Source organism: Serratia sp. YC16, from assembly GCF_009707615.1.
Classification (GTDB): domain Bacteria; phylum Pseudomonadota; class Gammaproteobacteria; order Enterobacterales; family Enterobacteriaceae; genus Serratia; species Serratia surfactantfaciens.
Genome location: NZ_WLYN01000002.1, coordinates 734,362 through 758,666 on the forward strand (window position 1 = coordinate 734,362; position 24,305 = coordinate 758,666).

A 24,305-nucleotide genomic window follows, 5' to 3' on the forward strand; every position below is an offset into this window, starting at 1 on the left:
ATCACATTGGCGGCATTATCCATAATATTAACTTTATGCCCCAGGGCGAGACATGCGACCCAAGGCTTTCGTAGCCGCTATTTTTACATCAGTGTTTAAATCATTACTCAGTTCTAACAATCTTTCGGTAATGGCTGGCAGTGCAACACCACCCTCTCCAAGAGCGTAAATAGCTGCAATTTTAACCTGATTATTAAGGTCACGGGTTAATTCCAGAAGTCTGACACTAACATTCGGTAACATACATCCTCCACTGATTATTAAGAACAATTAATATGTTGTTTTAGTCAATGAAGTACAAGGTACATGGATCACGTTATGCCCATTCCATTCCCGTTCAACTTCAAAAAACCAGATTACACCCAGGTGTTCGAATGGCGGATGGAGCGCCTGCAGCGTATCAGGGCTAATCCTGAATCGCTCCCAATCATGAAGGCCTTTTATAAGGACAACCCGGCCCAGTTCATCATTGATTGGGGAATGACGGTTGACCCGCGCAACGTCGAGCGTGGCTTACCGGCGCGTATCCCATTTCTGCTGTTCCCAAAGCAGGAGGAGTGGATCCAGTGGTTTGTAGAGCACTGGCGGGCATCAAAACCCGGCATCACGGAGAAAACCCGCGACATGGGCATGTCGTGGCTGACGGTAGGGATGGCGTCGTCGCTCTGCCTGTTCAATCATGGTGTCTTTGCCGGCTTCGGCTCTCGCAAAGAAGAATACGTCGATAAAATCGGCTCACCGAAGTCGCTGTTCGACAAAGCCCGTAACTTCATTAGCCTGTTGCCGGTAGAGTTTCGTGGAGGCTGGAGTGCCAAACAGCACGCGCCGCACATGCGAATTCTGTTCCCGGAAACCGAATCAGCAATGACCGGTGAGGCCGGCGACGGCATTGGGCGTGGTGACCGCACCAGTTTCTACATCGTGGACGAATCCGCGTTCCTGGAGCGGCCTTATCTGGTTGATGCTTCGCTATCTGCCACCACCAACTGCCGGCAGGACATTTCAACGCCGAACGGCATGGCCAACTCCTTCGCTGAGCGCCGTCATAGCGGCAAGATCGACGTGTTTACGTTCCACTGGCGTGATGACCCTCGCAAAGACCAGGCTTGGTACGACAAGCAGGTAGAGGAACTCGACGCGGTCACCGTGGCACAAGAAATCGACATCAACTACAGCGCATCCGTCGAGGGCGTGCTGATCCCGTCTGCATGGGTGCAGGCGGCGATCGACGCTCACATCGCGCTTGGCATCGAGCCAACGGGCGTGCGCATGGGGTCGCTGGATGTTGCCGATGAGGGCAAGGACACCAACGCCTTTACGTCCCGCCACGGTTTCCTCCTGGAGGATATCGACGAGTGGTCGGGGAAGGGCGACGACATTTTTGGAACCGTTCAGAAAGCTTTTAACATTTGCGATCAGCAACTGCTTGATCACTTCAGGTTTGACTCAGACGGTCTGGGGGCCGGGGCGCGCGGCGACGCACGGGTAATAAACGAAAACCGTGAAGCTGAGGACATACCGACAATTGTCGCTGTCCCATTCCGCGGTAGCGGCGCGGTATTCGATCCCGAAGGCGAGGCCGTTCGTGGCGATAACGGAAGGCCAGCCCGCCTTAACAAGGACTTTTTCGCCAATGCCAAAGCACAGGGGTGGTGGTCACTGCGTACCCGGTTCCAAAAAACCTACCGCGCAGTGACTGAAGGGATGGAGTTTGATCCTGACGAAATTATTTCCATCTCTGGGACGATGAAAAAAAAGGACAAGCTGGTTATTGAATTATCCCAGCCCACTTACACGGTGAATGGTGTGGGGAAAATCGTGGTTGATAAAAAACCTGACGGCACCAAATCACCGAACCTCGCCGACTCGGCAATGATCGCCTACGCCCCAATGGAAATGCCAATGCTCATTTCCGACGACTTTTTGGAGAGTATTTGATGTGGCCCTTTAAGCGAAAAAAAACGAGTGGCGAGGCGCCGCTAGTGCAGGAGGCGCCAAAATCGCCAGGGATTGCGATCAGCGACGAGATGCTCGCCGAGGTCGGACACAAAAAGCGGCGTGAGTTCGAGAAGTACGAACCGCCGGCCGGTGTTATCCCTGACGATATCCGCAGTGGAATTCTTGCGATGGATGCTACGCCATACGATTCACTGAACGGCAGCTACCCCGATTACGTTTTCGGCGGCTTCCCTGGCTACCCCTATTTGGCGCAACTCGCCCAACTGCCGGAATATCGCCGGATGGTGAGCGTGATCGCCGAGGAAATGACCCGCAAATGGATCAAGGTTAAAGCGGCCAGTGACGGGGATGAAAGTAAGGGTGACCGCATCGCGTTGCTCGTTAAGGCGATGGAGCGCTACAAGGTGCAGGATATTTTCCGCCTGGCTATTGAGCACGACGGATTTTTCGGCCGCGGCCAGATATACATCGATGTGCGTTCCCCGCGCGGTTTGTCCGCATGGACGGATCCGGAGGAGCTGCAATCCCGGCTGTTCCTGTCCAACAAAAAAATCACGCCTGGCTCGCTGGTGGGCTTTCGCGTGATTGAGCCGGTATGGACCTACCCAGGCATCTACAACGCCGATAATCCGCTGAGCGATGATTTCTACAAGCCTGCGGAGTGGTTCGTGATGGGTAAGACCGTGCACGCCAGCCGCATGTTGGATCTGATTTCCCGGCCGGTGCCTGACATGTTGAAGCCGGCCTATAACTTCGGTGGCTTGTCGCTGACACAAATCGCCGAGCCCTACGTCAATAACTGGCTGCGTACCCGCGATAGCGTGGGTGATGTGCTTCATTCCTTCTCCTTGAGCGGCATCCTCACGAACATGGGGAATGCGTTAAGCGGAAAGAACGATCCCAACTATGCCAAGCGCGCGGAGCTGTATAACCGCACGCGGGACACGCGCGGCTTGTTGATTCTGGACAAGCAACAGGAGGAGTTCTTCCAGTTCAACACACCACTGAGTGGGCTGGATACGCTGCAGGCGCAGGCACAAGAACACATGTTCTTTGTCAGCGCGATCCCGTCGGTGAAGTTCGCAGGCCTGAGCCCCACTGGGTTGAATGCCTCGAGCGAGGGCGAGATCAAGGTGTTCTACGACACGATAGCGGCCGGCGCGTCCAGATTGCTCAAGCACCCGATTAAGCGCGTGATGGACATTATCCAGCTGTCGGAGTTTGGCGACATCGATCCGGATATCACCTTTGAATTCGAATCCCTGCACGAAATGACGCGTGAACAGCAGGCCGCCATCCGCAAAACAGAAGCGGAGACGGACCAGATTTACGAGTCCATTGGCTCAGTGACGAATAACGAGGTGCGCGAAAAACTGGCCTCTGATCCGAACAGCCCCTATAGCGGTCTGGATTTAAGCGGGGAGATTGAGATTGACGACGAAGACGACGAAAACTTCAACCTCGAGGAAAGCGCGTCGGAAAAAGACCCTCCGTCAGATCCGACCCAACGCGGGGATTGAGGCCTGGTACCGGCAGCAGCTGGATAGGGCGGTGCAGGAGCTGCACAACAGCACGCTCTATTGGCTGCGCGCCGAATACCGGCAGACCGGGCTGGCGCAGGATGCCTCACCGGCGATCATGATGCGCGATGCCATGCGCAAATTGTCGCGGCGCTGGCGAAAAAAATTCGATGTGCTGGCCGGGAAACTGGCTGAGCGTTTCGCTTCTGATGTGATGAAAAATAGCGACGCGTCGCTTTCCACTGCATTGCAGCAGGCCGGTTTCACGGTGCCCTTCAAAATGACGGCGGAAATGAACAACGCACTGCAGGCGACCATCACCGAGAACGTCAATCTGATCCGCTCCATTCCGCAGCAATACCTCACGCAGGTCGAAACGCTGGTAATGCAGTCGGTATCTCGCGGGCGTGATCTCGGCACCCTGACAAAAGAGCTGCAACAGCGCTATGGCGTCACCCGGCGCCGGGCGGCTTTTATCGCGCTGGATCAGAACAACAAGGCAACGTCTGCCATGCAGTCGGCGCGCCAGCGTGCGCTTGGCATCCGCCGGGGGCGCTGGCGCCATTCCCACGCAGGGAAAGAGCCGCGCATCTCCCATGTGAAAGCCGACGGCAAAGAGTTCGATCTGGACAAAGGCATGTTTATCGATGGCGAATGGATCATGCCAGGGCAAAAAATACGTTGCAGGTGTGGATGGGAGGCGATTTTACCGGGACTGGAGTAATGAATGACGACTGAACGACTGGCATTTGACCGGGGTTCGGTGCGGCAAATTGATAAGGTCGGACGGCTGCAGGTCGAACGCAGCAACATCAGCAAGGCCAACGTGTGCGGCTATTACGGGCGAGAAATCCCGAATTCCGAGGCGCTAGGACTTGAGCCCGACCGGCTGTACATGCTGTACCGCGACCCCGACGAGCTGCGCAAGGCAGCGAAAACCTTCAATAACATCCCCATCCTTTGCCGACACAAGCCTGATTACCCAGGCGCGCCCGCGCGTGAGCTTCGGGTGGGGACAACGCACGCCAACAGTGATTTTGATGGCACCTACCTAACAAACGGATTGTCGATTTGGGACAACTCCGCCATCGCCGGTATCGAGACCGACGAGCAACGAGAACTGTCATCTTCGTATGCGTACGTCGCTGACATGACCCCAGGCGTTACCCCGGATGGCGTCAAATTTGACGGCGTGATGCGGGATATCGTCGGTAACCACGTGGCGCTGGTCGGTGACGGCCGGGCCGGATCCGATGTGCTGGTATTTGATTGCCTCCCGAAGGAGTTACAAAACATGAAATTAAATCGTAAGGGTGTCGCCATGCGCGCAGCGCTGGGCGCCTATCTTAAACCTCGCCTGGCTCAAGACGCCTCGCCGAAAGACCTCACGCAATTGGTGGGCCAGCATAAACGCCCCAACGCGATCGCGAATGCGGTCAAATCCGCGTTTTCCGGCCGCCTGGCGCAGGATATGGAAATCGAGCCGGCCGAGCTTGCCGAACTGATGGAGGCCGCCGAAGAAGTGGTCGAGCCGGAAGAGAACGGGCCAGCGTTTGATACGGAAAACCCACTGGAAAGCATCCTGGCGCTGTTGTCCGACAAAGTGCCGGAGGAAGTGCTGGAAAAAATCAAAGCGGTACTGATGCCGGCGTCGGATGACACCCCGGACGATCCAGCAAAAGACCCGGTAAAACCGAATCCCGATATGGTCAGCAAACCGGCGATGGACGCTGCTATCAGGCTGGCGGCTGACAACGCCACCAAGGTGGCGGCGAAAAACTTCCAGGCGGTTCGCACCGCTGAAAGTGAGGTGCGCCCTCTGATTGGTGACGTGGTGGCGATGGACTCCGCCGAGGAGGTTTACCGCACTGCTCTCGAACAGGCCGGGATCGATGTCACCGACGTACACCCAAGCGCTTACCGCAGCATGGTGAAGTATGCCGTAGAGCAAAAACAGGCCGTCAAGGCGCCGAAACTGGCGCATGACTCCGCGGCTGCATCGTCTTTCGCTGCCGATTTCCCTACCGCCGGCAAACTTAAAAAAGGTTATTAACATGTCAAGATTTCAGACGAGCATTAACCAATACCCGGCTCCGGGTATTGAGGGGGCTTTTGCCAGTAACAACCCATACACCAGCTATGTGGCCGGTGAGGGGGCATTGGTCACCGGTGCCGACGGGTTAACCATTGGGCGATTTGCCTGGGTGGTGAAGGGCGTGGCATCGAACAAAGGCACTGGCGCGCCGTCGGGGTTTGTTCCTCGCGATGGCCAGGCGTCAATCGTTGAATGGCTGGGCGCGGCGTCTAACGTGATCCAGCCGGGGCGAGAGTGCACGCTGCACACCGGCGGTGATTACTGGGCGGTTACCACGACAGCGGCCACTGTCGGCCAAAAAGTGTTTGCGTCACTGACCACCGGCGAGATTGCTACCGGTGCCGCCGGCGCGACCATTGAAGGCTTTGCGGAAACGGCATTCTCGGTGGCCAGCGCCGCGGCGGCCAAAGAACGTATCAAAATCAGCACCTGGAGCAAGTGATGAATAAATTTAAGCAGCATTACGCTACCGCCAGCCGCGATTACGGCATCATCCTGCCGGGCGCGCAGGCTTACCTGCCGCCGGAGTACGCGAGCGATTTCGCGCTGGCGATGGATGCGCAGCCTAATCTGGTAACGGTCTCAAACTCCGGCGTGCCGGCCTATTTCACCAACTACGTTGATCCAGAATTAATTCGCGTGCTGGTGACACCGATGAAAGCAGCCCAAATCCTGGGCGAAACCAAAAAGGGCGACTGGACGACGCTGACCACTCAATTCCCGATCGTGGAATCAGCCGGTGACACCAGCTCTTACGGCGACTACAACAACAACGGTATGGTAACCGCGAACGCAAACTGGGTGCCACGCCAGAGCTACCACTACCAGACGCACACCCGCTGGGGTGAACGCGAACTGGATATGTACGGCGCGGCGCGCATCGGCTGGGCGGCGGAGTTGAATGTCGCGTCTGCCCTGGTGCTGAACAAGTTCCAGAATAAATCCTACTTCTACGGCATCGAGGGGTTGCAGAACTACGGCATGCTGAACGATCCATCGCTGTCGGCGCCGATTACCCCGATTGACGTCGGCGGCAAGTTGAAGTGGGACGATAAGGATGGCGACGCTATTTATAACGACGTCGTCAAGCTGTACAAGCAGCTCGTCAGTCAGACCAAAGGTCATGTCGAACGTACCGACGCGATGAAGCTGAATATGTCCCCGACATCAGAAGCCAACCTGACGAAGACCAACCAATACAAGGTCAACGTTTCAGATCTTCTGCAGAAAAACTTCCCGAATATGACCATCGAAACGGCGGTGGAATATTCCAGCGACGCGGGTGAAGTGGTTCAGCTGATCGCCGAGCGTCTCGGGGAGAACGACACCGGTTACTGTGCGTTCACCGAGAAAATGCGCGCGCACGCAGTGGTGACGGAGTCTTCAGCCTGGCACCAGAAAAAATCCGCCGGTACCTGGGGGGCGATCATTCGCCAACCGCTGGCTTACGCACAAATGTTGGGGGTTTAAAAGATGGCAGAGCAAGTAACAGTTGGCTGCAAATTGCCGAACGGTTTGGTGTTGGAAGTCGACGGCCATCGGCAGGCGGTCGCGGGTTACCGCGGCGAAGATGTGCGCATTATCGGCGGCTATGGCCTCACACCGGTCGATAAGGAACTGTGGGACGCCTGGCTGAAGATCCACAAAGATCAGCCGTATGTAAAAAACGGTGTGATCTTCGCGCAGGACAATGGCAACAGCGCCCGTGCGCAGGCCAAAGAGCAGGAAAAGTTGAAGTCAGGCCTTGACCCATTGCCGCAAAACAACCCGGCACCGGGGATCAAGCGTGATGATGAAGCGATGAATAAAAAGGAGTAATGCATGGGCGCCGTGGTTTTCAACATCAAGGCATTTCGGGCACTTTACCCGTCGTTTGCAACGGGATGCGGATCGGCGCCAAGTGATGACCTGCTCGAGGCGCTGTTCAATCAGGCCTCGACCCTCTACCTCGATAATACCGATGAAAGCAAAGTGCAGGATCTGAAAGAGCGCGAGCAGTTATTTTTCCTGCTTGTTGCTCATCTCTGTGCGTTGCGCGGATTTGGTTCAGGACAGTCGGGCGGTCAGGGAAGCGGCCTTGTTGGCCGCATTACCAGTGCCTCAGAGGGATCGGTTTCTGTATCGGTGGACAGCGCCGGCAGTAACGATCAGTCATGGTGGTATCTGCAGACTCCCTATGGCGCGGATTATTGGCAAGCGACCGCGCCCTACAGGACGATGGTTTATCACCCGGGCTCATCGCCATCTCGCTATCCAGACCACTACTATCGGCCGGTCAGGCGGGGGCGCTAAATGGGTGCCAGTGTTCGCGGCGGTGCCGCGTTTAAAGCGCGCCTGGCGCAAATTGCCGAAGGGCTGTCTTCGGGCAAGAGCCTCAAGGTGGGTTTTTTGGCCGATGCGACCTATGAGGACGGGACCCCGGTTGCGCTGGTGGCCGCCGCGAACGAGTTCGGAAAAATGGTGATGACCAAGGCCGGGGAGTCCTATTTTCAGCTGCCGCGGCCTTTTTTCCGCAACATGATTTCAGCCAACAGTACGCAGTGGCCCGGTGAGTTTTCGCAGCTTATCCGTTCATCAAATTATGACGCGCGGTTAGCGCTTGGATTGATGGGGGAGCGGATAAAAAGCCAGCTGCAGGATTCTATCCGGGAACTCAATTCTCCGCCGTTGGCGGAGACGACCATTAAGCGCAAAGGGTTCGATAAGCCGCTGGTCGACACTGGCCACATGCAGAACAGCGTCGACTATGCCGTTGATGGAGGTGATGAGTGAATTTGCACGGTATTGTTTCGCGCGCCGTCGGCGCAGTTAATCCCTTCGTTGAGGCGCAGATTTATCGATCGCTCGGTGCCGAAAAACGTGAGGATTATTCCCGAGCGCCGGCCTATGACGCGCCTATTCCGATGATGGTACAAAAACAGGCTGTTACGCAGGGCGATATCCGCCACCTGGACAACCTGAATATTCAGGGGGTGTTCACGTCCATCTATACGAACGGGAACTGGTGCGGTGTGAGTCGACCGAAGCAGGTCGGCGGTGACAAATTCGTCATCGCGGGCGAAACGTGGCTTGTGGTGGCGGTGCCGGAGAACTGGCCGGATTGGACGAGGGTTGTTGCATGTCTGCAAACGTAACGCTCTCGATCACTGAAAGCGATCTCTATAAAGCCCTTGGCGATTTTCTCCAGGGGCTTTTTGTTGATGCGCAGATCGAGCGCACTCAGCAAAACGGGGTGCCGATGCCACAGGGCGAATTTATCGCGATGACTTCGCTGAATTCCGCCGGTTTGTCTACGGCGGTGGTGAAGTACACGCCGCCACCGGCGGCCGGAATGGGTACGCAACACATCACGCGCACCACGCGCTGGGAATGTCAGCTTGATTTCTTTGGCGACAGCGCGGAGCGAAATTCCCTGATGTTCGCCACGCTGATCCGCTCGGAGTTTGGAACGTCCGCTTTTCGCTGCTCCGGGGGCGTCTTAACGCCGCTCTACTGTAGCGATCCCCGTCAGACCACGATGATTAACGGCGAGTGGCAATACGAGCCGCGCTGGACGCTGGAATTCATCGCGCAAATCAAACCGGTGGTCAGTGCGCCTCTGGCGTTCTTCGACAACGTGACCATCAAAACGACCACAACGGAGTCCATCGATGGCAATTCCAATCAGTAAAGACGTAAAAATCAAACCGGGCGTGCTATCCGCCGTGGGTAATGCGGTCGACCTCAACGGCCTGCTTTTAACCGACAGCCCTTACGTACCGATCGGCGACGTCCCTTCGTTTTCGTCACCCTCGAGCGTGGCCGATTATTTCGGTGGTGACTCTGACGAATACGTTATGGCATCCATGTATTTTCAGGGCTACAACAACGCGACAAAATCTCCGGGGGCGTTGCTGTTCGCCCGATTCAACCGCGCGCCAGCGGCCGCATGGTTGCGCAGCGGATCGTTCAAAGGGGTGACGGTCGAGGAGCTGAAAAAAATCTCCGGTACGCTCACGATCAGCATCAGCGGCAAGAATGCCAGTGCGGAAGTCAATTTCAGCGCGGTAACCAGTTTTGCGGAGGCGGCCGCCGCGTTGCAAACCTCATTGACGGCCGCCGTGGCGACGGTGGTATATGACACCACGCACAATGCCTTCATCATCACTGCTGCCGGCGCCAAGCCGGAAGCGACGACTATCGCGTATGCGACCGGCACCGCAGCGGCACCCATGAAGATGACCAGCGATCTCGGCGCCAAGATCTCCCAGGGGGCGCCGGCGGCAGTGGTTCCCGCGCTGTTCACGGCAATCATCGCCAAGTCGCAGCAGTGGGCCTCATTCTCGACCGTTTTCGAGTGCAAGGATGATGAACACCTGGCGTTGTCCGCATGGGCCAGCGCACAGGAGGAGCGCTTTTTCTATGTGGCGTGGACCACCAACGAAAAAGCCCGAATTACGGGCAATCAGGATCACATCGCGTACAAGATCATCACCGCGAACAATTACGGGAGTGTCGTGCCGGTGTTCTGCACTGACGTGAAAAAACCTGCATCCGTATTGGGATATGCCGCTGCGCTGGACTTTACCCGCACAGAAGGGCGCGTGCCGTTCAAATTCCGCGAATACAACGGGCTGGCGGCCGATGTGACCAGCGGGGATGAGTACGACGTGCTGATCGCCAATGGCTATAACTTCTACGGCAAGTACGCCGCCAATAACATCGTCGAGGATTATTGGGCAGATGGCTCGATCACCGGCGATTTCAAATGGCTGGACAGCTTCGCCGGGCAAATTTGGCTGAACGCCAACCTGCAGGGCGCGGTGCTGGCGCTGTTCAAATCCAACAAGACGATCCCCTACAACAACGCCGGGCGCGCGCTGGTTGCAACCTCGATGACCGATGTGATCGAGCAGTTTAAAGCATGGGGCGGCATTCGTGCCGGTGTGACACTGTCCGCGGCGCAAAAACTGGAGATCAGCAACGCAGTAGGGGAAGACGTGTCGGCGACAATTTTCGCGACGGGGTACTACCTCTATGTCGGTGAAATGCTGCCGGCCCTTCGTCCTGCTCGCACCAGCCCGAACTGCGCGTTGTGGTACAGCGACGGCGGCAGCATCCAGAAATTGAATATTGCATCGACGGAGGTTCAATAATGTCCAACACCATCACTTCTGCCGACGCCATCATTACGCTGTCGGTAATGAACCTGTACCCGTCAGGCGTGCAGTTGCAGGGTTTCGCTGCGGATAATATCTACGGTACCGACGCGCTGAGCCTGGCGGAAACGGTGCGCGGCGCCGACGGCAAGTTATCCGCTGGCTTCATTTACGGCAACATCAACCAGACGATCTACATTATGCCGGATTCGGAAAGCCGGGACGTGTTCGATACCTGGGCAACCACATCGCGCGCCAGCGTGGCGGTGTTCCGCTGCAATGCAACGGTTATCCTGCCGGCGCTGAAGCGCAAATATAAATGCGTGAACGGCGTGCTGAAGCAGTGGAAGGTGCTACCGGATGCCGGCCGCATTCTGCAGGCCAGCCAGGCGGTCATCGAATGGGAATCCATCACTCCAGAGGCGTTTAACTGATGGCACGTAAAGAGACGTTTATCACTATCGACGCCGCCGGGCGCGATCAGGGCAAGGTTTTCTACATCAAGGAAATGTCGGCGTCACAGGCTGAATGGTGGGCTTTGCGGGCGCTGATGGCGATGGGGCGCGGCGGCGTCGAGATCCCCGATAATTTACGCAGCATGGGGATCGCGGCGATGGCTGTTGAGGGCTTAAAGGCGATTTCGAAGATCCCCCCGGATGAGGCCAAGCCGCTGCTTGATGAGTTGATGACCTGTGTTCAGGCCGTGCCGAATCCAGCGGATAAAACCGTGGTTCGCCCTTTGATTGAAGCCGATATCGATGAAGTGGCCACACGCCTTAACCTGCGCGCGGAGGTGTTCAAACTGCACGTGGATTTTTTCGCTACCGCCGGCCGCTAGATATCCCGCCTCGTTTTGCCAATCCTGACAGGCCTTTTGGGCTTGTCGATTACACCAACGTCCCGCACACCATCGCCACCGTGATTTCCGCCGGCAAAGCCTCCAAGGCTGAGCTGGATGCGGTGCTTGGTGTGCAGGACCTGTGGGATTTGTTGGAAATCATCCAGGTGGACGCCCATAACGCACGCGTAATGCAGGAGGGGAAATAGTGGCAATGGTACTTGACGAGCTCGTCCTCGCCCTGGGTATTGACGACAAAAACTTCAGCGCTGGCGAGCAGGCGGTAGTGGCAGGGCTTGACCGCCTGACAGCGGTCATGGAGAACGTTGCGCAGGCGTTCGACACCGGCGAGAAGAAAAGCAGCGAGGCGCTGGATAAAACCGGGAAAAAAGCCGACAAAACCGCCAAAGACATGGAAGCCAGCGGCAAAAAGGCGGCGTCGTTCTTTTCCAGTATTCGCGCCCAGGTGCTGGCGCTGGCCGGCGTCACGTTGTCGCTGGGCGGCCTCAAAAGCTTTGTTACCGGGTTTACCAGTAACCTGAACCAGTTGGCGACGGCGGCCGATGCTTTTGGCATGTCGGCCAAATCGCTGGATGGCTGGACCAAGGCGGGCGAGGCGTTCGGTGTCAGTGCCAACGAGATTGTTGGCGCGTTCTCCCGCATCAACGATGCAAAGGCACGCTTAAAATCTGGCCTTGGGCTGGATCCTCAACTTCAAAGCCTGCTACTGGCCGCTAACCAGGCGGGCGCCAATATCGATCTGGGCCGGGATGGGACTGAGGATATTGTCCGCAAATTGGCAGCCGCGTTTCCAAACCTGAATAAGGATCAGCAGCAGGCCTATGGCAGTGAGCTGGGGTATGGCTACGCCGCGCAGCAATGGTTCGGCTCTGGCCATGCGTTGCGCGATGTTGACCGATTTACAGCGCGCTCAGGCGTTGACGATCAGTCAATCGCAGCGGCGCGGAAGTTTCGCCAGCAGTGGGCAGAGATCAGCCAGGCCTTTGAGAAAACGGGATACATCCTCTTTAACGCGCTGCTGCCTTACATCAAACAGTTCAACGCGTGGCTGAACGATCTGGCGAGCTGGATGGCACAGCACCCGGATGAAATCAAAGCCGCAGTGCAGGGCGTGTTCGATGTTCTGTCGAGCATTGTCGGTATCGCCGGTGAAGCCGCCAATGCGGTAGGAGGCTGGCAGAACGCCATTCTGCTGCTGGTTAGCGCATCGGTGGGTGGCAAGCTGCTTTCCCTGTTTAAAGGGCTCAGCGGGGCGCTGATGGGGCCTGCCGGCCTTATTGCAGCTCTGGTGGCGCTTGAGGAGTTTGTCATTAAACCCCTCGAGGAAAAATACCCTGCGCTGAAAAATAACCCCGTTGCGGATGCCCTGAACAATCTGCCATTCAGTGACAAGGTAGAGGGGTGGGGAAAATCCGCTCACGATTGGGTTAAGGATACATTCGGGATCAATCTTCCGCGTGGTGATGGTTACGGGCAAGACCAGGCTCCGACGCAGTTTGCTCAATCTGTACGCCGGCCACAGCCAACAAAGGCCGGTGAGGAAATGCTGGCGTGGCTGCAGCCGAAACTCAGCAAGCTGGAGGAAACGTTCGGGCTCCCTGCCGGGCTGCTGCGCAGCATGGTGATCACGGAGTCTGGCGGCGATACTCAGGCCGTATCGAAAGCGGGCGCCAAAGGGCCATTTCAGTTCATGCCCGGCACGGCGAAGGACTTCGGACTGGTCGGCGATGACGTTTTTGATCCGGAGAAATCAGCCCATGCTGCAGCGCGCTACATGTCGCAGCTGCTGAAAATGTTCGATGGTGATCTGGGTAAGGCGCTGGCGGCGTATAACTGGGGCCAGGGTAATGTTGAGCGCAAAGGGCTCGGCGCGGCCCCGCAGGAAACGCGGGAATACGTGCCGAAGGTGTTATCCAACTTGCCGCAGCCGGGCGCAGGCATGGCGGCGCAGGCGCGCCAGCCGGTCGGCGGCTCGCAATCCACGATCACCGAAACAACCCATATCGGCACTCTGCAGGTGAATTCGCCGGCGGACAGCACGAAAGGGATCATTGACGACGCAAGGCAAAAAATTAATCGCTCCAGCCTTGTGGGCGCGTATGCATCGGGAGTATCGACATGAGGTTTTCCCTGAATCAGGCCACTGTACTGAATGCTGTGCGGGGCGGTGGCCTGCTGTCTGTCGTTAACAGCGTGTTGGCACCGGGATACGGAGTTTATTATGCCTCCGGCGCCAGTGTCGGCACGAAGCCCTTTTCGCCAACGTCATTTGTCGTTATCGAAGTGGGGGGCGAAGCGTCGATCACCACGGCGCCGATCGAGCGAGGTGGTTACACCTCATTCAACAAGGTGCAGCGGCCGGCAGAATTACACATTACGTTTACCGTGGAAGGCTGGACAGGGTTTTCAGGCGGGCTTCCGAACCTGACCAATCTCACGCTGACATCCCGCTCGGACGTGCTGGCCACCCTGGAGACGATGCGAACAACGGCGGAGGTTTATGACATCGAAACCCCCGACAAAACCTATTCGTCCTATGACCTGACCAAATACGATTATCGGATCCGAAGCGACGGCGGCCCGACGTTGCTTACGGTAACGGCGGTTTTTCAGGACGTGCAGGACGTGGCCGAGGTGACCGTCAGCAGCGAGACATCGCAGGCTGACACTACCAATAATCAAATCACCCAGGGAGCGAGCGCCAAAACGGAGCTCGTTACCTCTTCAACGAGTGGTTCCACCCTTTCTGATGTGAAGAAAGCGATCTCCGGCGTGCAGCGCTCGGCGTCGGAATTGGTTGGGAACATTGCCGACAAGGTTTCGTCAGCGGTCGAGGATGTGACCAAACCTCTCGGAGAGGTCACCGTAAGCGCGACGCAAAAGTTGGATGCGGCGGTTAAGCAATTGGCGGGGAGTTTAACCTGATGCTGGAAATTGTACTCAAGCCCCTCAAGTCTCAACGGTTTACCGTCTCCCTGAATAATCAGGCCTGTGAAATTCGTCTGGCACAGCGTACCACGGGGCTATATATCGATCTTACCGTTAACGGCACTTCCTGCCTGCAGGGGGTGTTGTGCCTGAACGGCAACAAGATCGTGCGTTACGGCTATCTGCCATTCGCCGGCGAATTATTTTTCGCTGACCTGGCGGGAAACGCAGATCCTGAATGGTCCGGCCTGGGTGAGCGTTTCAAACTTTACTACCTTGCGCCGGAGGAAATGCCGTGAGCTATCAACAACGGGATATCAGGGTGGAGTTTACCCTGGCAGAGGGGCGAACGTTTGACGATCGGGGTAACGTGCTTACCGTCAAGAATGCGCGCTGCTATATAAGCCTGGCGGCGTATGGCGGGATTGCCGGCACGCAAATTACCCTTTATCTGTGGGGGCTCGTGGCCCAGCAGATGGCGGCGCTGAGCTACAAAGGGATTTGGATTGATGGGGCCAAGCCTAATCGGATCCGCGTATGGGCTGCTGACCGTCTGATTTTTGAGGGGGTTATCAGCGATGCATATGCGGATTACAACCAGGTGCCGGATGTGCCGCTGATTATTACGGCGAACATGATGTTTTATCTGCGGGCGAAAAAGGTGTCGCCCTTCAGCGCGAAAGGTCCCGTCTCGATCGATGACATTTTGATGCCAATGGCATCATCAGTGGGGCTGAAATATGAGAATCAGGGCGTTAAACGCACATTGCCCGATCCGTATTTCCGTGGGGATATCACGCAGCAGATGATCGAGGCGGCACGGGCTGTTGATGCCGAGATCGATATCAACGTGGAGAAGGTGACGATCTGGCCAAAGGGAGTATCCCGAAAAGAGCCGGCATTGCTCGTTTCTCCCGACCACGGATTAATCGGATATCCCATTTTTACCAATGTTGGGCTGAGCATTTCGTGTCTGTTTTGCCCTGACATTTTTATTGGTCGCAAATTGTCGTTGGTGACTTCACTCCCGAACGCCAGCGGGCGGTATGCGGTGATCGGTGCTATGCACACGTTAACCTCATGGATTGAGGGCGGCCAATGTTCAACAAGCTGCGAATTGTTGCGGCAACCCGGGGGCTAATATGGAAAATTTTCATGTGAACGGCTCCGATCTGAATGGTGATATCAACGCGCAGGACTTCGTGATGCGCCAGTTTCTGGGGCGCCATGCGTTTATCACGTTGGGCTGGGTGATCAATGCCTACAAGAAGCACGTGGACATTCGCCCTATGGTGATGGACGTCGCCGGTGATGGCTCACCCATCGCGCATGAGGTGATTTACAACGTGCCAGTCTGGCGCCTGCAGGGCGGCAAAAGTGCGGTGATCATGCCACCGAAAGCCGGGGATATTGGACTCATAGCGATTTGCGATAGGGATATCAGCGCTGTTAAGGCGACGCACCAGCCCGCGATGCCCGGATCAAAGCGTACGCACAGCCTGTCAGATGCGCTTTATCTGGGCGGTGTACTGAATGGCGACCCGGTGCAATTTGTTGAGTTTGCCGATCAGCAGATCAATGTAACTTCACCCTGGAAAATCACGCTAAATGCACCCGACATTGAAGCCAATGGCGCGAAACGTTTTACCGTCAACGCGCCAGAGATCGCACTGAACGGCGCGACCGAGGTGAGCCAGAAGTTTACAGCCAAAGGTAAAGCAGACTTGTCCGCCGGCGCCACGATTAGTGGCATCGAGTTTGGTGACCACGTGCATGGTGGCGTGCAATCAGGCAGCGCGCAGACGAATAAACCGCAACAGGGGGCATGATGCAAACTCGCTCACTTCTTCTCGATACGAATACCTGGGATCTGATGCTGGACGACAAAGGCAACCTGGCGGTCACGGACAACCCTTATGCGGTGGCACAGGATGTGGCGTGCGCCTGCAGCACGTTCCTTGGCGAGTGTTGGTATGACAACACGCTCGGGATTCCTTATTACCCGCGGATCCTCGGCCATTGGCCCGGCACGCAGCTGATTAACACCAAAATGCAGCAGGAGGCGATGAAACTGCCGACGGTCTCCAGCGCGCTGTGTTCGGCAGTCTCAGATGGCGATCGCCGCATTGGTGGCGTAATGACGATCACCGATACCAATTTCAACGATTACACGGTGCTGTTATGACGGATGAAAACACCAATTACACAACTGCGGTACCGGCGGTTACGTTTTCAAAAACGGGGCTGCTGGTACCGGATGAGGTGGACATACTAAACGGCCGGCTAACCGATTTCTCCACCGCGCTGGGGAGCTCGATGGGGACCAGCCTGACAAGCCCACAGGGACAGCTGGCGATGAGCGATTCGGCCATCATCGCCGATAAGAACGATCAGTTGCTGGCGATCGCGAACCAGGTGAACGCGGACTACAGCAGCGGCAGGTTTCAGGATGCGATTGGCCGGGTTTATTTCCTCGACCGCATCGGTGCCACCGGCACGACAGTAACCGGGACGTGCTCAGGGCTGGTGGATACGCTGATCCCTGCTGGAAGCCTGGCACAGGATGAAGCAGGGTATCTCTACGCCAGCCTGTCCGACGCCACGATCGGCGCCGCCGGTAGCGTTGATGTGGTTTTCCAGAACCTCACGACAGGCCCGATCGGTTGCCCCATTGGTGCGCTCAGCAAGGTCTACAAAGCGATCCCTGGCTGGTCAGGTGTGACCAACCGCGCCGCCGGGGTGCCGGGCAACAATGAGGAGAGCAGAGCCGACTTTGAGCACCGCCGACGCAATTCCGTTGCCAACAATGCCCGGAATACATTGAACGCGATCCGCGGCGAGATCCTCGCAAAAGTTCCCAACGTAGTGGATGTATACGTTACGCATAACCCGACCCCGGTAGACAGACAAGTCGGCTCATCCAAATATACATTGAAGAAAAACTCGTTCTACGTTGGCGTATATGGCGGAAAGGGTGAGGATATCGCGGATGCTATCTGGCGCAAGGCGCCGCCCGGTGTCGACATGAACGGTGATTCCTCATACACGATTGCAGATACCGACGGCTATGAGCCGCCATACCCGGAGTATGTGATCACCTGGCAAGGGTTGAAGCCGGTGAGCGTGTCAGTGAGGGTTATCCTGAGAAAAAGCGAATATTTGCCAGCGGACATTACCGATCAGGTAAAGAGTAAAGTGATTGCGGCATTCAATGGCGCTGATGGGGGCAATCGCGCGCGTGCAGCGGCTGCGCTGGCCGCCGGGCGATTCTATGCGGGCATTTACAGCATTGACCCTTCAAACATCGATATTCTCAGCCTGGCGCTGAGCAGGGATGGTAACGCCTTTTCCTCATCCCTCCAGTTTGGAATCGACGAAATTCCGACGCTGGATCCGAACAATATCAGCGTAGAGCTGCAGGAGGTCTAAATTGCAGAATGTGGCCGCCACTGTGCTCGCACAGTACGCCGCCAGCCCCCGCCTTAACGCCCTGATCGGCAGCTTCAACGAAGCTGTTTCCCCCGACAAGTTCGTCGATGATTTTTACGATCTGATCTGGAACATCGAAACCGCAGAGACCTATGGCCTCGATGTGTGGGGAAAAATTGTGGACGTAAGCCGGCGGCTAACGGTCGACGACGACTTTAATTATTTGGGGTTCAGTGAAGCGCGGCTAGATACGCCAACGCGGACAGATCCCCGCCCATTTGACCAGGCGCCGTTCTATAGCGGTGAGAGCACAACGCAGACCATTGAACTTGCGGACCCGATCTATCGCCGTCTGATCATGATGAAAGCCATGAGCAATATCACCGATTGCTCAATACCGAATATCAATCGGATGTTGCGTTACATGTTCGGCGATCGGGGGCGCGCCTATATCCAGAACGATGGCGGAATGAAGATGAGCTATGTGTTCGAGTTTGAACTGTCGACCGCAGAGCTGGCTATCGTGCAGTCCTCCGGCTCACTGCCGGCGCTGCCAGGTATTAACGTTTCAATAATTCAGAAGGCATAAAATGAAACTGACAGATAAACCGCGTCAGATTGCAGTGCCGTTCGCCAGCGGTACTGCTGACAAAAACACGATCCCCAATAACGCCACCCAGGAAACCAAGGAAAAGGGCAAAGCTGCCTATGACTCTGGCTTTCCGCCACTCACAATGACAGCGATCGCGGCCGGCGGTATCCCGCCGCACGGGAAGGATTTTAACGGACTGCTGAACGACATCACTGCGGCAATTCGTTTTTCTCAAGCTGGCGGCCAGTATACCTTTGATTCCGCTTTTGCTCAGGCTATCGGCGGATATGCAAAAGGCGCTACGGTATTAAGCGCTGACGGCTCGAAAATCTGGTGGAATACCGTTGAAGCGAACACAACGGATCCGGACGGCGCCAGTGCAGCGGGCTGGAAAAACCTATTGGCCGATCCCGATGGGTTTTTCCTGCAAAAAAAGCAGAATCTGGCGGATTTGCAAAACAAGGCCGAAGGGCGCAAAAATCTCGAGTTGGGAACTGCAGCCACCCGCAATGTCGGCACGGAAACGGGCAATGTTATGGAAGTGGGCGCTTTTGGCCTAGGGGCGGGGGCTCAACACAAGAGCGATGCCTACGGAACGATTGCCGAGTTTTTCCGCGTCAATTCGACCAGCGCCAACCGTCCGGGTAGTAATAGTGCTTACGGCTGCGTGAGGTTGCCTATCGACGGAGCGCCAACAACGGCGTACTTGGCGGTTGGTGGCGACTTAAGTACCTGGGTTGGGCAGTCCACGACTCAGGGGAAAGGCGTGACGTGGGCGCGTGTTTATACCACAGCCTATAAGCCTACTGCTGCTGATGTAAACGCTGTTGCTAAGACTGGCGACACCATGACGGGACAATTATTTGCCCCCGCTATTGCCACAACGCTAGGAGCAATTCCGTGGGGAGCTGGGCCATTTTCCGAACAGTTGAACAATCAGGCGCCATTCTTTCAGCCTAATTGGCAGTGGCCTGTTACCGCCGGCGGTATTTATGCACCGATAGCAAAAGGAGTTGTGACCCGGAAAGGTCAAGGCTACCCGACTGCTGTGAGCTTCGGCTATTTGCTTAATGGTACTCCCAGCTTCGCTATACCCTGTATTCATGCAAAAGGGGATAACATTGATGTTAATTGGAGATTCGACCCAAATTCCGGTCAGTTCTATTCACCAGGAGCTGTTTTAGCCAGTGGGGCTATATTTCACACCGATGGAAATATCACTGGTAATATCTGGGGAGGGTATCTCAGTAACTGGCTAAATCAAAATATATCGAACGCGCAAAATAACGCACAAAACTGGGCTTATCAAAATCTTGTCCAAAACGTCAGGCTTACTGGACGAATTAACCAGCCTGATACTGGGGGGCAAGTTAGAGCTCCTGACGGTTGCGTGTTTACTGGTATGTCTGGGGCTAACTATAACCCATCTATTTGGGCTTCTTATTCATATATCCAAGTTTTAATTAATGGTTCTTGGCGAAATATAGGGACTTCTTAATCATGGTTAAATTTGAAAACTTTGCTATTTACAAGCCTGACTTTAAATCCACCGAAGGGAATGAGCCAGCATATAGACCTGATATTCTTTACGCCAAAGATAAAAATGGGCGAGACTGGTACGCCTGTCAGGCGGATTTTAGTCCAGACACGCTGAAGGTCATGTATGACGAGAATGGTATTATCGTCTGTATATCAAAAGACGTCACAGCAATTTTCCCTCCTGGTTTCTCAGTAGCAGAGGTGGCCATTTGTGAGATGCCTGATGATGCTTGTAATGACACTAATTGGGTATATAGCGATGGTAAAGTAGTCAAGAGAGTCTATACCGCTGAAGAGAAACGACAGAAAATCGAAGATGAGAAGTCACTTCGGATCGACCGTGTTAACCAGGTTACACAATCATTGCATACAAAACTAATGCTGGGAATGTGCACCATCGAGGAGAAAGATAGTTTGAAAAAATGGATGCACTATGTCAATCAGATAAATGGCATTGACTCCAATATGGAGCCTCGAGAAATTAGATGGCCAGAATCTCCTGAAAAAATCACTAGGTGAAGTCTTATCTAGGAGTGTTATTTTATTATGATTTTTTGATTTTTATAGTGGCTGATTTTTCATTTCTTGCCTTCCTACGATAGTCAGAAGGTGAAAGTCCGTATATTTTAATGAAGGTTTTTGTAAACTGAGAAAGGGAGCGGTATCCATATGTGGCAGCGATTTCTGAAATTTTAGAGTTTGTTGTTGACAATTTTCTCTCTGCATCTGAAAATTGCACTGCTCTAATGTATGAGTAGATTGTTTCACCTGTTAACTTTCTGAAAACAGACTCCATATATCGTCTGGAATATCCTGACTTTTCAATCACGCTATTAATGGATAGTGGTTTTTCTCTATTGTCAAAAACCCATTTCTTTAGGCAGGAGACAGTTTTGTTATGTCTTTTCATGATGTCTACGTGTAATTATGGCATAAATTAAGCCATTAATCTTTGCTCGAATTTGAAAAGTTTTACTATTGGTCTAGTGAGATTAGATTAAATCAAAGATATCTTATCGACACCGAGTGGCAATACTACCTGGGGTTCTACCGGTTACTCGGTGAAACATTGCTATAAAAGACGATGCACTACTATAACCAACCGAATAGGCAACGATTTCTACTTTTTCACCTTTTTCTAGAAGATCTATTGCTTTTACAACACGCAAACGCTGCCGCCAATCGCCAAGTGACATTCCTAATAATTGATGGCTGCGTCGATTTAATGTCCGAACAGTATATCCTAATTTTTCAGCTAGCTCATTTAGAGGGATTTCCACCGACGGGCACTTTTCGATTTCAGCAATAACTTTACTGAGCAACGGATCGCTGGTATAGGGAAGGAAAGTACTTTGGCGAGGGGCTGCACATAACTGATCGCTAAGCACTTGTAATATACGCATGCTTTTATCATCAATAGGTGCTGTCAACGGGTTGTCCTTAAGGTGCTCTAGAATCGAAATAGTAAATTCATTTATTTTCAACGTACAAGGAAAAGTTGGCAGCTCTTCGCACAGCTCTGGCATTAAATAAAAAGAGCAATGTGTTGCTTCATTTCTGTTAAGGCCAACATGAGTTAGCTTCGGTGGTAACCAGATTCCGAAATGTGGCGGGGCTGTGAGATGCTCATTCTTGATTTTGACTTCCATTATACCACTGTATGAATATACGAACTCACCCCAAGGATGAGAGTGTACCGGATAAGTGGCATCTGCTGGCATTGTCCCTACTCTGAACCATGCAGGAGCAGGTAGTGAGGTCGTGAAAGGAGGAGCTATCAACTTCTTTTTCTGAAGTTCTTGGGGAATAATAGTTGTCATTTCATCGTCACCTACTGCAAGCTTGGAAAGACAACATCCCGGCACTTGAGAACGGGATGTTGATATATCAAGGTGTCAACATAACCTTAAATAAAGATATAATATATTAATCGCACTAGGTCAATGTATACAGATTCATAATTAAACCTTTAGCAAGGTAAAGTTGGAGGCAAGCATTGTGGGGCACTCAAAGCATTAGCTATTTGCTACAGGTTTAATTGCGCGTACTTGTAGTATTACCCCTGCTCGTGCGCTTGTGTCAAAATAAGTAAATCCACTATGATCTGGCAATCTTCCGCGGATTAAGTTTGTTAAGCCAAGGCTATGAGCTTGTTTCTCTGCATCATCAACAGCATCTACAGTAAAGCCTAAATGGAAAACACCCTCACCATTCTTTTCCAAAAAATGACGCTGTTCAGTATCCCCCAAAGATGGTTGGCAAAGTTGGATTTGAATATCACCTATATTAGTATAGCAATATTTGTTTTGCATAAAATCATCAACATTGCTAACTTCCAGGTTATCTCTGAATCGTTCTAATGACGGGAAATCATTCCAAGGGCCAATTCCTATAGACTCATAGAACTTTACTGATTCATCCATATCATTAACAACGATACAAATATGGTGTAGCTTATTAAATATGCTATGCTTTTTCATTGTGTGATCCAAGAACTAATCTTTTTTGAGGTGTTTAGTATACTGACGCGCTGCAATCTCATGTGTTTGCCCCGCGGAAGGATTCCATTGAAATCCGGTCTTCGCTATTACATCGGGACGTAGGCGTTGTTCCGATGTATAATCCTCTCGACCATGAAAGAAAAGTGGTTCCTCGTTTTCAATACTGCCAATTCTTATTGCCCAAGACTCAAGTGCAGCTTCTCTCTCTGATTCTGTAAGATTTCCCGGCATCCAAACCATCTGAGGTGGGAGGACATCAAAACCAGTATAATGGAAGATTCCATTGTGAATAGGCCAAAGTATATGATTTATATCGCCGTCAATACCATCTGGAGCATATAGGGAGCCAGCCGTTCCTGTAGTGGCGCATATCATTGCTCTCTTTCCTTTAAAAATGCCAGAACTGTATTTTCTCCCTGTCTTATATGCAAATCCTCGAGTAAAAGTACGATCAACCCAGCCTTTTAAGATTGCAGGCATACTGAACCACCATATAGGGAATTGGAAGACTAACATGTCACACCAAACGAGTTTTTCCTGTTCTTTTCGAACATCTAGTGTTGCCCCAGTTGTATTCTCCATGTGTTCTTGTTCTTCATGTACAGTAAATATGGAGTCATTCAATCTGCTGCCTGGAATATCTTTCTCATCTATCTGGCTTTTCCAACCCATTTTATATAGATCACTTACCTCAACTTCATGACCAAGGGAAAGCAAAGTTTCAACCGCAGTATCTTTAAGCGCTGCGTTGAATGACTTTGATTCTGGATGTGCGAAAACAATGAGTACTTTCATAGTAATATACCTCTATCAGAAATGTTTTTATTTTTTTCGTGAGTTAATTTTGCTCTGCAACCAAGGGTAACCACTGACAACAATTATTCCGAAAAGAATAAGTAGCGTCCCAAAAATGAAGCCGGACTTTATCTTGTCATTCAATATAAGAGCGCCTGCAAAAACACCAAATACTGGAGTCATGAATGACAGTACACCTAGCTGTGATGCCAAGTATTTTTTCAAAAGTGTAAACCAAACCATATAACTAAGGAATGCAACAATTACTGCTTGAAAAATTAAACTTAGTCCTCCTTTTAGGCCAACCGTAAAAAGAGTCTGCCCGCTGGAGAATGCATAGATAAACAATAAAATAGCCGCTACGGCAAGTTGATAGAATAGTGTTTGACTCGCTGGAGACTCATTTAATTTTGAACAGCGTATTACAATGGTCGTCATACCCCACGAAAGGCCAGCAAGAAGGCCTAACCCATCACCGATTAGAATATCATGTGTTTTGCTGGTGTTATCAGCAGAACCCGATAGGAATGCAACCAGAATTCCAACGAAAGCTAGGGTTATACCTAACCATTGGACTAAGGAAAGGCGTTCTGCTGGGAGGAAGATTTGTAAACCTAACGCTGCAAAAGCAGGTGCAGTATAAAGAAAAACTGACATATGTGATGCAGACGTAAATTTTAGCCCTTCGGCAACAAATAAAAACTCAAGAGCAAAAAGTAAGCCTACAACCAGACCGGGCTTTATTGTGTTGCGAATATCAGTAAAGGATTCTTTTTTAACTAACATTACAATCCATACCAAAAACCCAGCAACGCCTGAACGAATAGCTACTTGAAGTACAGGAGATATTTCTTCAGCGACACCTTTTATCGCCACCTGTTGTGAACCCCAGATGAGACAAACTAGTATCATGATAGATACGGCAAACACATCAACAGCTTTTCTCATAA

Annotated in this window: 30 protein-coding genes; 24 read left to right on the plus strand and 6 right to left on the minus strand. The window is 53.2% G+C overall.

Going from position 1 to position 24,305, the window contains the following annotated elements:
- Positions 1 to 33 precede the first annotated feature (33 nt).
- Complete coding sequence (locus GKN89_RS10975) at positions 34 to 243, minus strand: HEAT repeat domain-containing protein (RefSeq protein WP_154746959.1); 210 nt, start codon at positions 241 to 243, stop codon at positions 34 to 36.
- A 75-nt stretch (positions 244 to 318) separates the two neighbouring features.
- Here GKN89_RS10975 and GKN89_RS10980 point away from each other — a divergent pair, with 75 nt between their 5' ends.
- The 24 genes from GKN89_RS10980 to GKN89_RS11095 all read left to right on the plus strand — a co-directional run bounded on the left by GKN89_RS10980 (position 319) and on the right by GKN89_RS11095 (position 20,578).
- Positions 319 to 1,938 carry a TerL protein gene (locus tag GKN89_RS10980; protein WP_154746960.1) on the plus strand — a complete coding sequence of 540 codons (1,620 nt, stop codon included), beginning with the start codon at positions 319 to 321 and terminating at the stop codon, positions 1,936 to 1,938.
- Positions 1,938 to 3,479 (plus strand): DUF1073 domain-containing protein, encoded by a 1,542-nt coding sequence (locus tag GKN89_RS10985; protein ID WP_154746961.1) that lies wholly within the window; start codon positions 1,938 to 1,940, stop codon positions 3,477 to 3,479. The genes GKN89_RS10980 and GKN89_RS10985 overlap by 1 nt, the downstream gene beginning before the upstream one ends.
- 40 nt (positions 3,480 to 3,519) lie before the next feature.
- A complete protein-coding gene (locus GKN89_RS10990; protein WP_038875869.1) occupies positions 3,520 to 4,203 on the plus strand; it encodes a phage minor head protein in 684 nt (227 codons plus the stop codon).
- A 3-nt stretch (positions 4,204 to 4,206) separates the two neighbouring features.
- The gene (locus tag GKN89_RS10995; protein ID WP_154746962.1) at positions 4,207 to 5,532 is read left to right on the plus strand and encodes a DUF2213 domain-containing protein; all 1,326 of its coding nucleotides are present in this window, start codon (positions 4,207 to 4,209) and stop codon (positions 5,530 to 5,532) included.
- 1 nt (position 5,533) lies between these two features.
- The gene (locus GKN89_RS11000; protein WP_154746963.1) at positions 5,534 to 6,016 is read left to right on the plus strand and encodes a hypothetical protein; all 483 of its coding nucleotides are present in this window, start codon (positions 5,534 to 5,536) and stop codon (positions 6,014 to 6,016) included.
- Entirely contained in the window at positions 6,016 to 7,044 is a 1,029-nt protein-coding gene (locus GKN89_RS11005) for a DUF2184 domain-containing protein (RefSeq protein ID WP_038875757.1), read from the plus strand. The genes GKN89_RS11000 and GKN89_RS11005 overlap by 1 nt, the downstream gene beginning before the upstream one ends.
- Before the next feature lie 3 nt (positions 7,045 to 7,047).
- Positions 7,048 to 7,392 carry a hypothetical protein gene (locus GKN89_RS11010; RefSeq protein WP_110157892.1) on the plus strand — a complete coding sequence of 115 codons (345 nt, stop codon included), beginning with the start codon at positions 7,048 to 7,050 and terminating at the stop codon, positions 7,390 to 7,392.
- A 3-nt stretch (positions 7,393 to 7,395) separates the two neighbouring features.
- The gene (locus tag GKN89_RS11015; RefSeq protein ID WP_154746964.1) at positions 7,396 to 7,866 is read left to right on the plus strand and encodes a DUF4054 domain-containing protein; all 471 of its coding nucleotides are present in this window, start codon (positions 7,396 to 7,398) and stop codon (positions 7,864 to 7,866) included.
- Positions 7,867 to 8,346, plus strand: coding sequence for a hypothetical protein (locus tag GKN89_RS11020; protein ID WP_154746965.1), 480 nt, complete (start codon positions 7,867 to 7,869; stop codon positions 8,344 to 8,346). It begins immediately after the preceding gene.
- The gene (locus GKN89_RS11025; protein ID WP_049194153.1) at positions 8,343 to 8,708 is read left to right on the plus strand and encodes a hypothetical protein; all 366 of its coding nucleotides are present in this window, start codon (positions 8,343 to 8,345) and stop codon (positions 8,706 to 8,708) included. Before GKN89_RS11020 ends, GKN89_RS11025 begins: the two co-directional genes overlap by 4 nt.
- Positions 8,693 to 9,244: a hypothetical protein gene (locus GKN89_RS11030; protein ID WP_047730616.1), complete on the plus strand. Its 552-nt coding sequence runs from the start codon at positions 8,693 to 8,695 to the stop codon at positions 9,242 to 9,244. Before GKN89_RS11025 ends, GKN89_RS11030 begins: the two co-directional genes overlap by 16 nt.
- Positions 9,225 to 10,709: a DUF3383 domain-containing protein gene (locus GKN89_RS11035; RefSeq protein WP_154746966.1), complete on the plus strand. Its 1,485-nt coding sequence runs from the start codon at positions 9,225 to 9,227 to the stop codon at positions 10,707 to 10,709. Before GKN89_RS11030 ends, GKN89_RS11035 begins: the two co-directional genes overlap by 20 nt.
- Complete coding sequence (locus GKN89_RS11040) at positions 10,709 to 11,146, plus strand: hypothetical protein (protein WP_154746967.1); 438 nt, start codon at positions 10,709 to 10,711, stop codon at positions 11,144 to 11,146. The genes GKN89_RS11035 and GKN89_RS11040 overlap by 1 nt, the downstream gene beginning before the upstream one ends.
- Entirely contained in the window at positions 11,146 to 11,550 is a 405-nt protein-coding gene (locus GKN89_RS11045; RefSeq protein ID WP_049194151.1) for a hypothetical protein, read from the plus strand. The genes GKN89_RS11040 and GKN89_RS11045 overlap by 1 nt, the downstream gene beginning before the upstream one ends.
- A 208-nt stretch (positions 11,551 to 11,758) precedes the next feature.
- Positions 11,759 to 13,693: a transglycosylase SLT domain-containing protein gene (locus GKN89_RS11050; RefSeq protein ID WP_239510622.1), complete on the plus strand. Its 1,935-nt coding sequence runs from the start codon at positions 11,759 to 11,761 to the stop codon at positions 13,691 to 13,693.
- Positions 13,690 to 14,496, plus strand: a complete 807-nt coding sequence (locus GKN89_RS11055; protein ID WP_154746968.1) for a phage baseplate protein — start codon at positions 13,690 to 13,692, stop codon at positions 14,494 to 14,496. The genes GKN89_RS11050 and GKN89_RS11055 overlap by 4 nt, the downstream gene beginning before the upstream one ends.
- A complete protein-coding gene (locus GKN89_RS11060) occupies positions 14,496 to 14,798 on the plus strand; it encodes a hypothetical protein (protein ID WP_154746969.1) in 303 nt (100 codons plus the stop codon). The genes GKN89_RS11055 and GKN89_RS11060 overlap by 1 nt, the downstream gene beginning before the upstream one ends.
- Positions 14,795 to 15,640, plus strand: a complete 846-nt coding sequence (locus GKN89_RS11065; protein WP_370520194.1) for a hypothetical protein — start codon at positions 14,795 to 14,797, stop codon at positions 15,638 to 15,640. The genes GKN89_RS11060 and GKN89_RS11065 overlap by 4 nt, the downstream gene beginning before the upstream one ends.
- A 1-nt stretch (position 15,641) precedes the next feature.
- The gene (locus tag GKN89_RS11070; protein ID WP_142075400.1) at positions 15,642 to 16,328 is read left to right on the plus strand and encodes a Gp138 family membrane-puncturing spike protein; all 687 of its coding nucleotides are present in this window, start codon (positions 15,642 to 15,644) and stop codon (positions 16,326 to 16,328) included.
- The gene (locus GKN89_RS11075) at positions 16,328 to 16,684 is read left to right on the plus strand and encodes a hypothetical protein (protein ID WP_060419757.1); all 357 of its coding nucleotides are present in this window, start codon (positions 16,328 to 16,330) and stop codon (positions 16,682 to 16,684) included. The genes GKN89_RS11070 and GKN89_RS11075 overlap by 1 nt, the downstream gene beginning before the upstream one ends.
- Positions 16,681 to 17,928: a baseplate J/gp47 family protein gene (locus GKN89_RS11080; protein WP_154746970.1), complete on the plus strand. Its 1,248-nt coding sequence runs from the start codon at positions 16,681 to 16,683 to the stop codon at positions 17,926 to 17,928. Before GKN89_RS11075 ends, GKN89_RS11080 begins: the two co-directional genes overlap by 4 nt.
- A gap of 1 nt (position 17,929) precedes the next feature.
- The gene (locus GKN89_RS11085) at positions 17,930 to 18,517 is read left to right on the plus strand and encodes a DUF2612 domain-containing protein (RefSeq protein ID WP_154746971.1); all 588 of its coding nucleotides are present in this window, start codon (positions 17,930 to 17,932) and stop codon (positions 18,515 to 18,517) included.
- Between the two features lies 1 nt (position 18,518).
- Positions 18,519 to 20,018 (plus strand): hypothetical protein, encoded by a 1,500-nt coding sequence (locus GKN89_RS11090; protein ID WP_154746972.1) that lies wholly within the window; start codon positions 18,519 to 18,521, stop codon positions 20,016 to 20,018.
- 2 nt (positions 20,019 to 20,020) lie between these two features.
- Positions 20,021 to 20,578, plus strand: coding sequence for a tail fiber assembly protein (locus GKN89_RS11095; RefSeq protein ID WP_154746973.1), 558 nt, complete (start codon positions 20,021 to 20,023; stop codon positions 20,576 to 20,578).
- 25 nt (positions 20,579 to 20,603) lie between these two features.
- Here the strand turns inward: GKN89_RS11095 and GKN89_RS11100 are convergent, their stop codons facing one another.
- The 5 genes from GKN89_RS11100 to GKN89_RS11120 form a co-directional block, all read right to left on the minus strand.
- Positions 20,604 to 20,969, minus strand: coding sequence for an AraC family transcriptional regulator (locus GKN89_RS11100; protein WP_154746974.1), 366 nt, complete (start codon positions 20,967 to 20,969; stop codon positions 20,604 to 20,606).
- A gap of 103 nt (positions 20,970 to 21,072) precedes the next feature.
- On the minus strand, positions 21,073 to 21,879 hold the full coding sequence (locus GKN89_RS11105; RefSeq protein WP_072056116.1) for a helix-turn-helix transcriptional regulator: 807 nt from the start codon (positions 21,877 to 21,879) through the stop codon (positions 21,073 to 21,075).
- A gap of 195 nt (positions 21,880 to 22,074) precedes the next feature.
- The gene (locus tag GKN89_RS11110; RefSeq protein WP_154746975.1) at positions 22,075 to 22,539 is read right to left on the minus strand and encodes a VOC family protein; all 465 of its coding nucleotides are present in this window, start codon (positions 22,537 to 22,539) and stop codon (positions 22,075 to 22,077) included.
- 15 nt (positions 22,540 to 22,554) lie between these two features.
- Entirely contained in the window at positions 22,555 to 23,355 is an 801-nt protein-coding gene (locus tag GKN89_RS11115; protein WP_072056118.1) for an NAD(P)H-dependent oxidoreductase, read from the minus strand.
- Between the two features lie 27 nt (positions 23,356 to 23,382).
- On the minus strand, positions 23,383 to 24,303 hold the full coding sequence (locus GKN89_RS11120; protein WP_154746976.1) for a DMT family transporter: 921 nt from the start codon (positions 24,301 to 24,303) through the stop codon (positions 23,383 to 23,385).
- Positions 24,304 to 24,305: the final 2 nt, after the last annotated feature.

What these genes read in the sequence shown, in the direction of transcription:
- GKN89_RS10975 (WP_154746959.1), bottom strand. Translation starts at nt 243, where the DNA reads ATGTTACCGAATGTTAGTGTCAGACTTCTGGAATTAACCCGTGACCTT.
- GKN89_RS10980 (WP_154746960.1), top strand. Translation starts at nt 319, where the DNA reads ATGCCCATTCCATTCCCGTTCAACTTCAAAAAACCAGATTACACCCAG.
- GKN89_RS10985 (WP_154746961.1), top strand. Translation starts at nt 1,938, where the DNA reads ATGTGGCCCTTTAAGCGAAAAAAAACGAGTGGCGAGGCGCCGCTAGTG.
- GKN89_RS10995 (WP_154746962.1), top strand. Translation starts at nt 4,207, where the DNA reads ATGACGACTGAACGACTGGCATTTGACCGGGGTTCGGTGCGGCAAATT.
- GKN89_RS11000 (WP_154746963.1), top strand. Translation starts at nt 5,534, where the DNA reads ATGTCAAGATTTCAGACGAGCATTAACCAATACCCGGCTCCGGGTATT.
- GKN89_RS11005 (WP_038875757.1), top strand. Translation starts at nt 6,016, where the DNA reads ATGAATAAATTTAAGCAGCATTACGCTACCGCCAGCCGCGATTACGGC.
- GKN89_RS11010 (WP_110157892.1), top strand. Translation starts at nt 7,048, where the DNA reads ATGGCAGAGCAAGTAACAGTTGGCTGCAAATTGCCGAACGGTTTGGTG.
- GKN89_RS11015 (WP_154746964.1), top strand. Translation starts at nt 7,396, where the DNA reads ATGGGCGCCGTGGTTTTCAACATCAAGGCATTTCGGGCACTTTACCCG.
- GKN89_RS11020 (WP_154746965.1), top strand. Translation starts at nt 7,867, where the DNA reads ATGGGTGCCAGTGTTCGCGGCGGTGCCGCGTTTAAAGCGCGCCTGGCG.
- GKN89_RS11030 (WP_047730616.1), top strand. Translation starts at nt 8,693, where the DNA reads ATGTCTGCAAACGTAACGCTCTCGATCACTGAAAGCGATCTCTATAAA.
- GKN89_RS11035 (WP_154746966.1), top strand. Translation starts at nt 9,225, where the DNA reads ATGGCAATTCCAATCAGTAAAGACGTAAAAATCAAACCGGGCGTGCTA.
- GKN89_RS11040 (WP_154746967.1), top strand. Translation starts at nt 10,709, where the DNA reads ATGTCCAACACCATCACTTCTGCCGACGCCATCATTACGCTGTCGGTA.
- GKN89_RS11045 (WP_049194151.1), top strand. Translation starts at nt 11,146, where the DNA reads ATGGCACGTAAAGAGACGTTTATCACTATCGACGCCGCCGGGCGCGAT.
- GKN89_RS11055 (WP_154746968.1), top strand. Translation starts at nt 13,690, where the DNA reads ATGAGGTTTTCCCTGAATCAGGCCACTGTACTGAATGCTGTGCGGGGC.
- GKN89_RS11060 (WP_154746969.1), top strand. Translation starts at nt 14,496, where the DNA reads ATGCTGGAAATTGTACTCAAGCCCCTCAAGTCTCAACGGTTTACCGTC.
- GKN89_RS11070 (WP_142075400.1), top strand. Translation starts at nt 15,642, where the DNA reads ATGGAAAATTTTCATGTGAACGGCTCCGATCTGAATGGTGATATCAAC.
- GKN89_RS11075 (WP_060419757.1), top strand. Translation starts at nt 16,328, where the DNA reads ATGCAAACTCGCTCACTTCTTCTCGATACGAATACCTGGGATCTGATG.
- GKN89_RS11080 (WP_154746970.1), top strand. Translation starts at nt 16,681, where the DNA reads ATGACGGATGAAAACACCAATTACACAACTGCGGTACCGGCGGTTACG.
- GKN89_RS11090 (WP_154746972.1), top strand. Translation starts at nt 18,519, where the DNA reads ATGAAACTGACAGATAAACCGCGTCAGATTGCAGTGCCGTTCGCCAGC.
- GKN89_RS11095 (WP_154746973.1), top strand. Translation starts at nt 20,021, where the DNA reads ATGGTTAAATTTGAAAACTTTGCTATTTACAAGCCTGACTTTAAATCC.
- GKN89_RS11100 (WP_154746974.1), bottom strand. Translation starts at nt 20,969, where the DNA reads ATGAAAAGACATAACAAAACTGTCTCCTGCCTAAAGAAATGGGTTTTT.
- GKN89_RS11105 (WP_072056116.1), bottom strand. Translation starts at nt 21,879, where the DNA reads ATGACAACTATTATTCCCCAAGAACTTCAGAAAAAGAAGTTGATAGCT.
- GKN89_RS11110 (WP_154746975.1), bottom strand. Translation starts at nt 22,539, where the DNA reads ATGAAAAAGCATAGCATATTTAATAAGCTACACCATATTTGTATCGTT.
- GKN89_RS11115 (WP_072056118.1), bottom strand. Translation starts at nt 23,355, where the DNA reads ATGAAAGTACTCATTGTTTTCGCACATCCAGAATCAAAGTCATTCAAC.
- GKN89_RS11120 (WP_154746976.1), bottom strand. Translation starts at nt 24,303, where the DNA reads ATGAGAAAAGCTGTTGATGTGTTTGCCGTATCTATCATGATACTAGTT.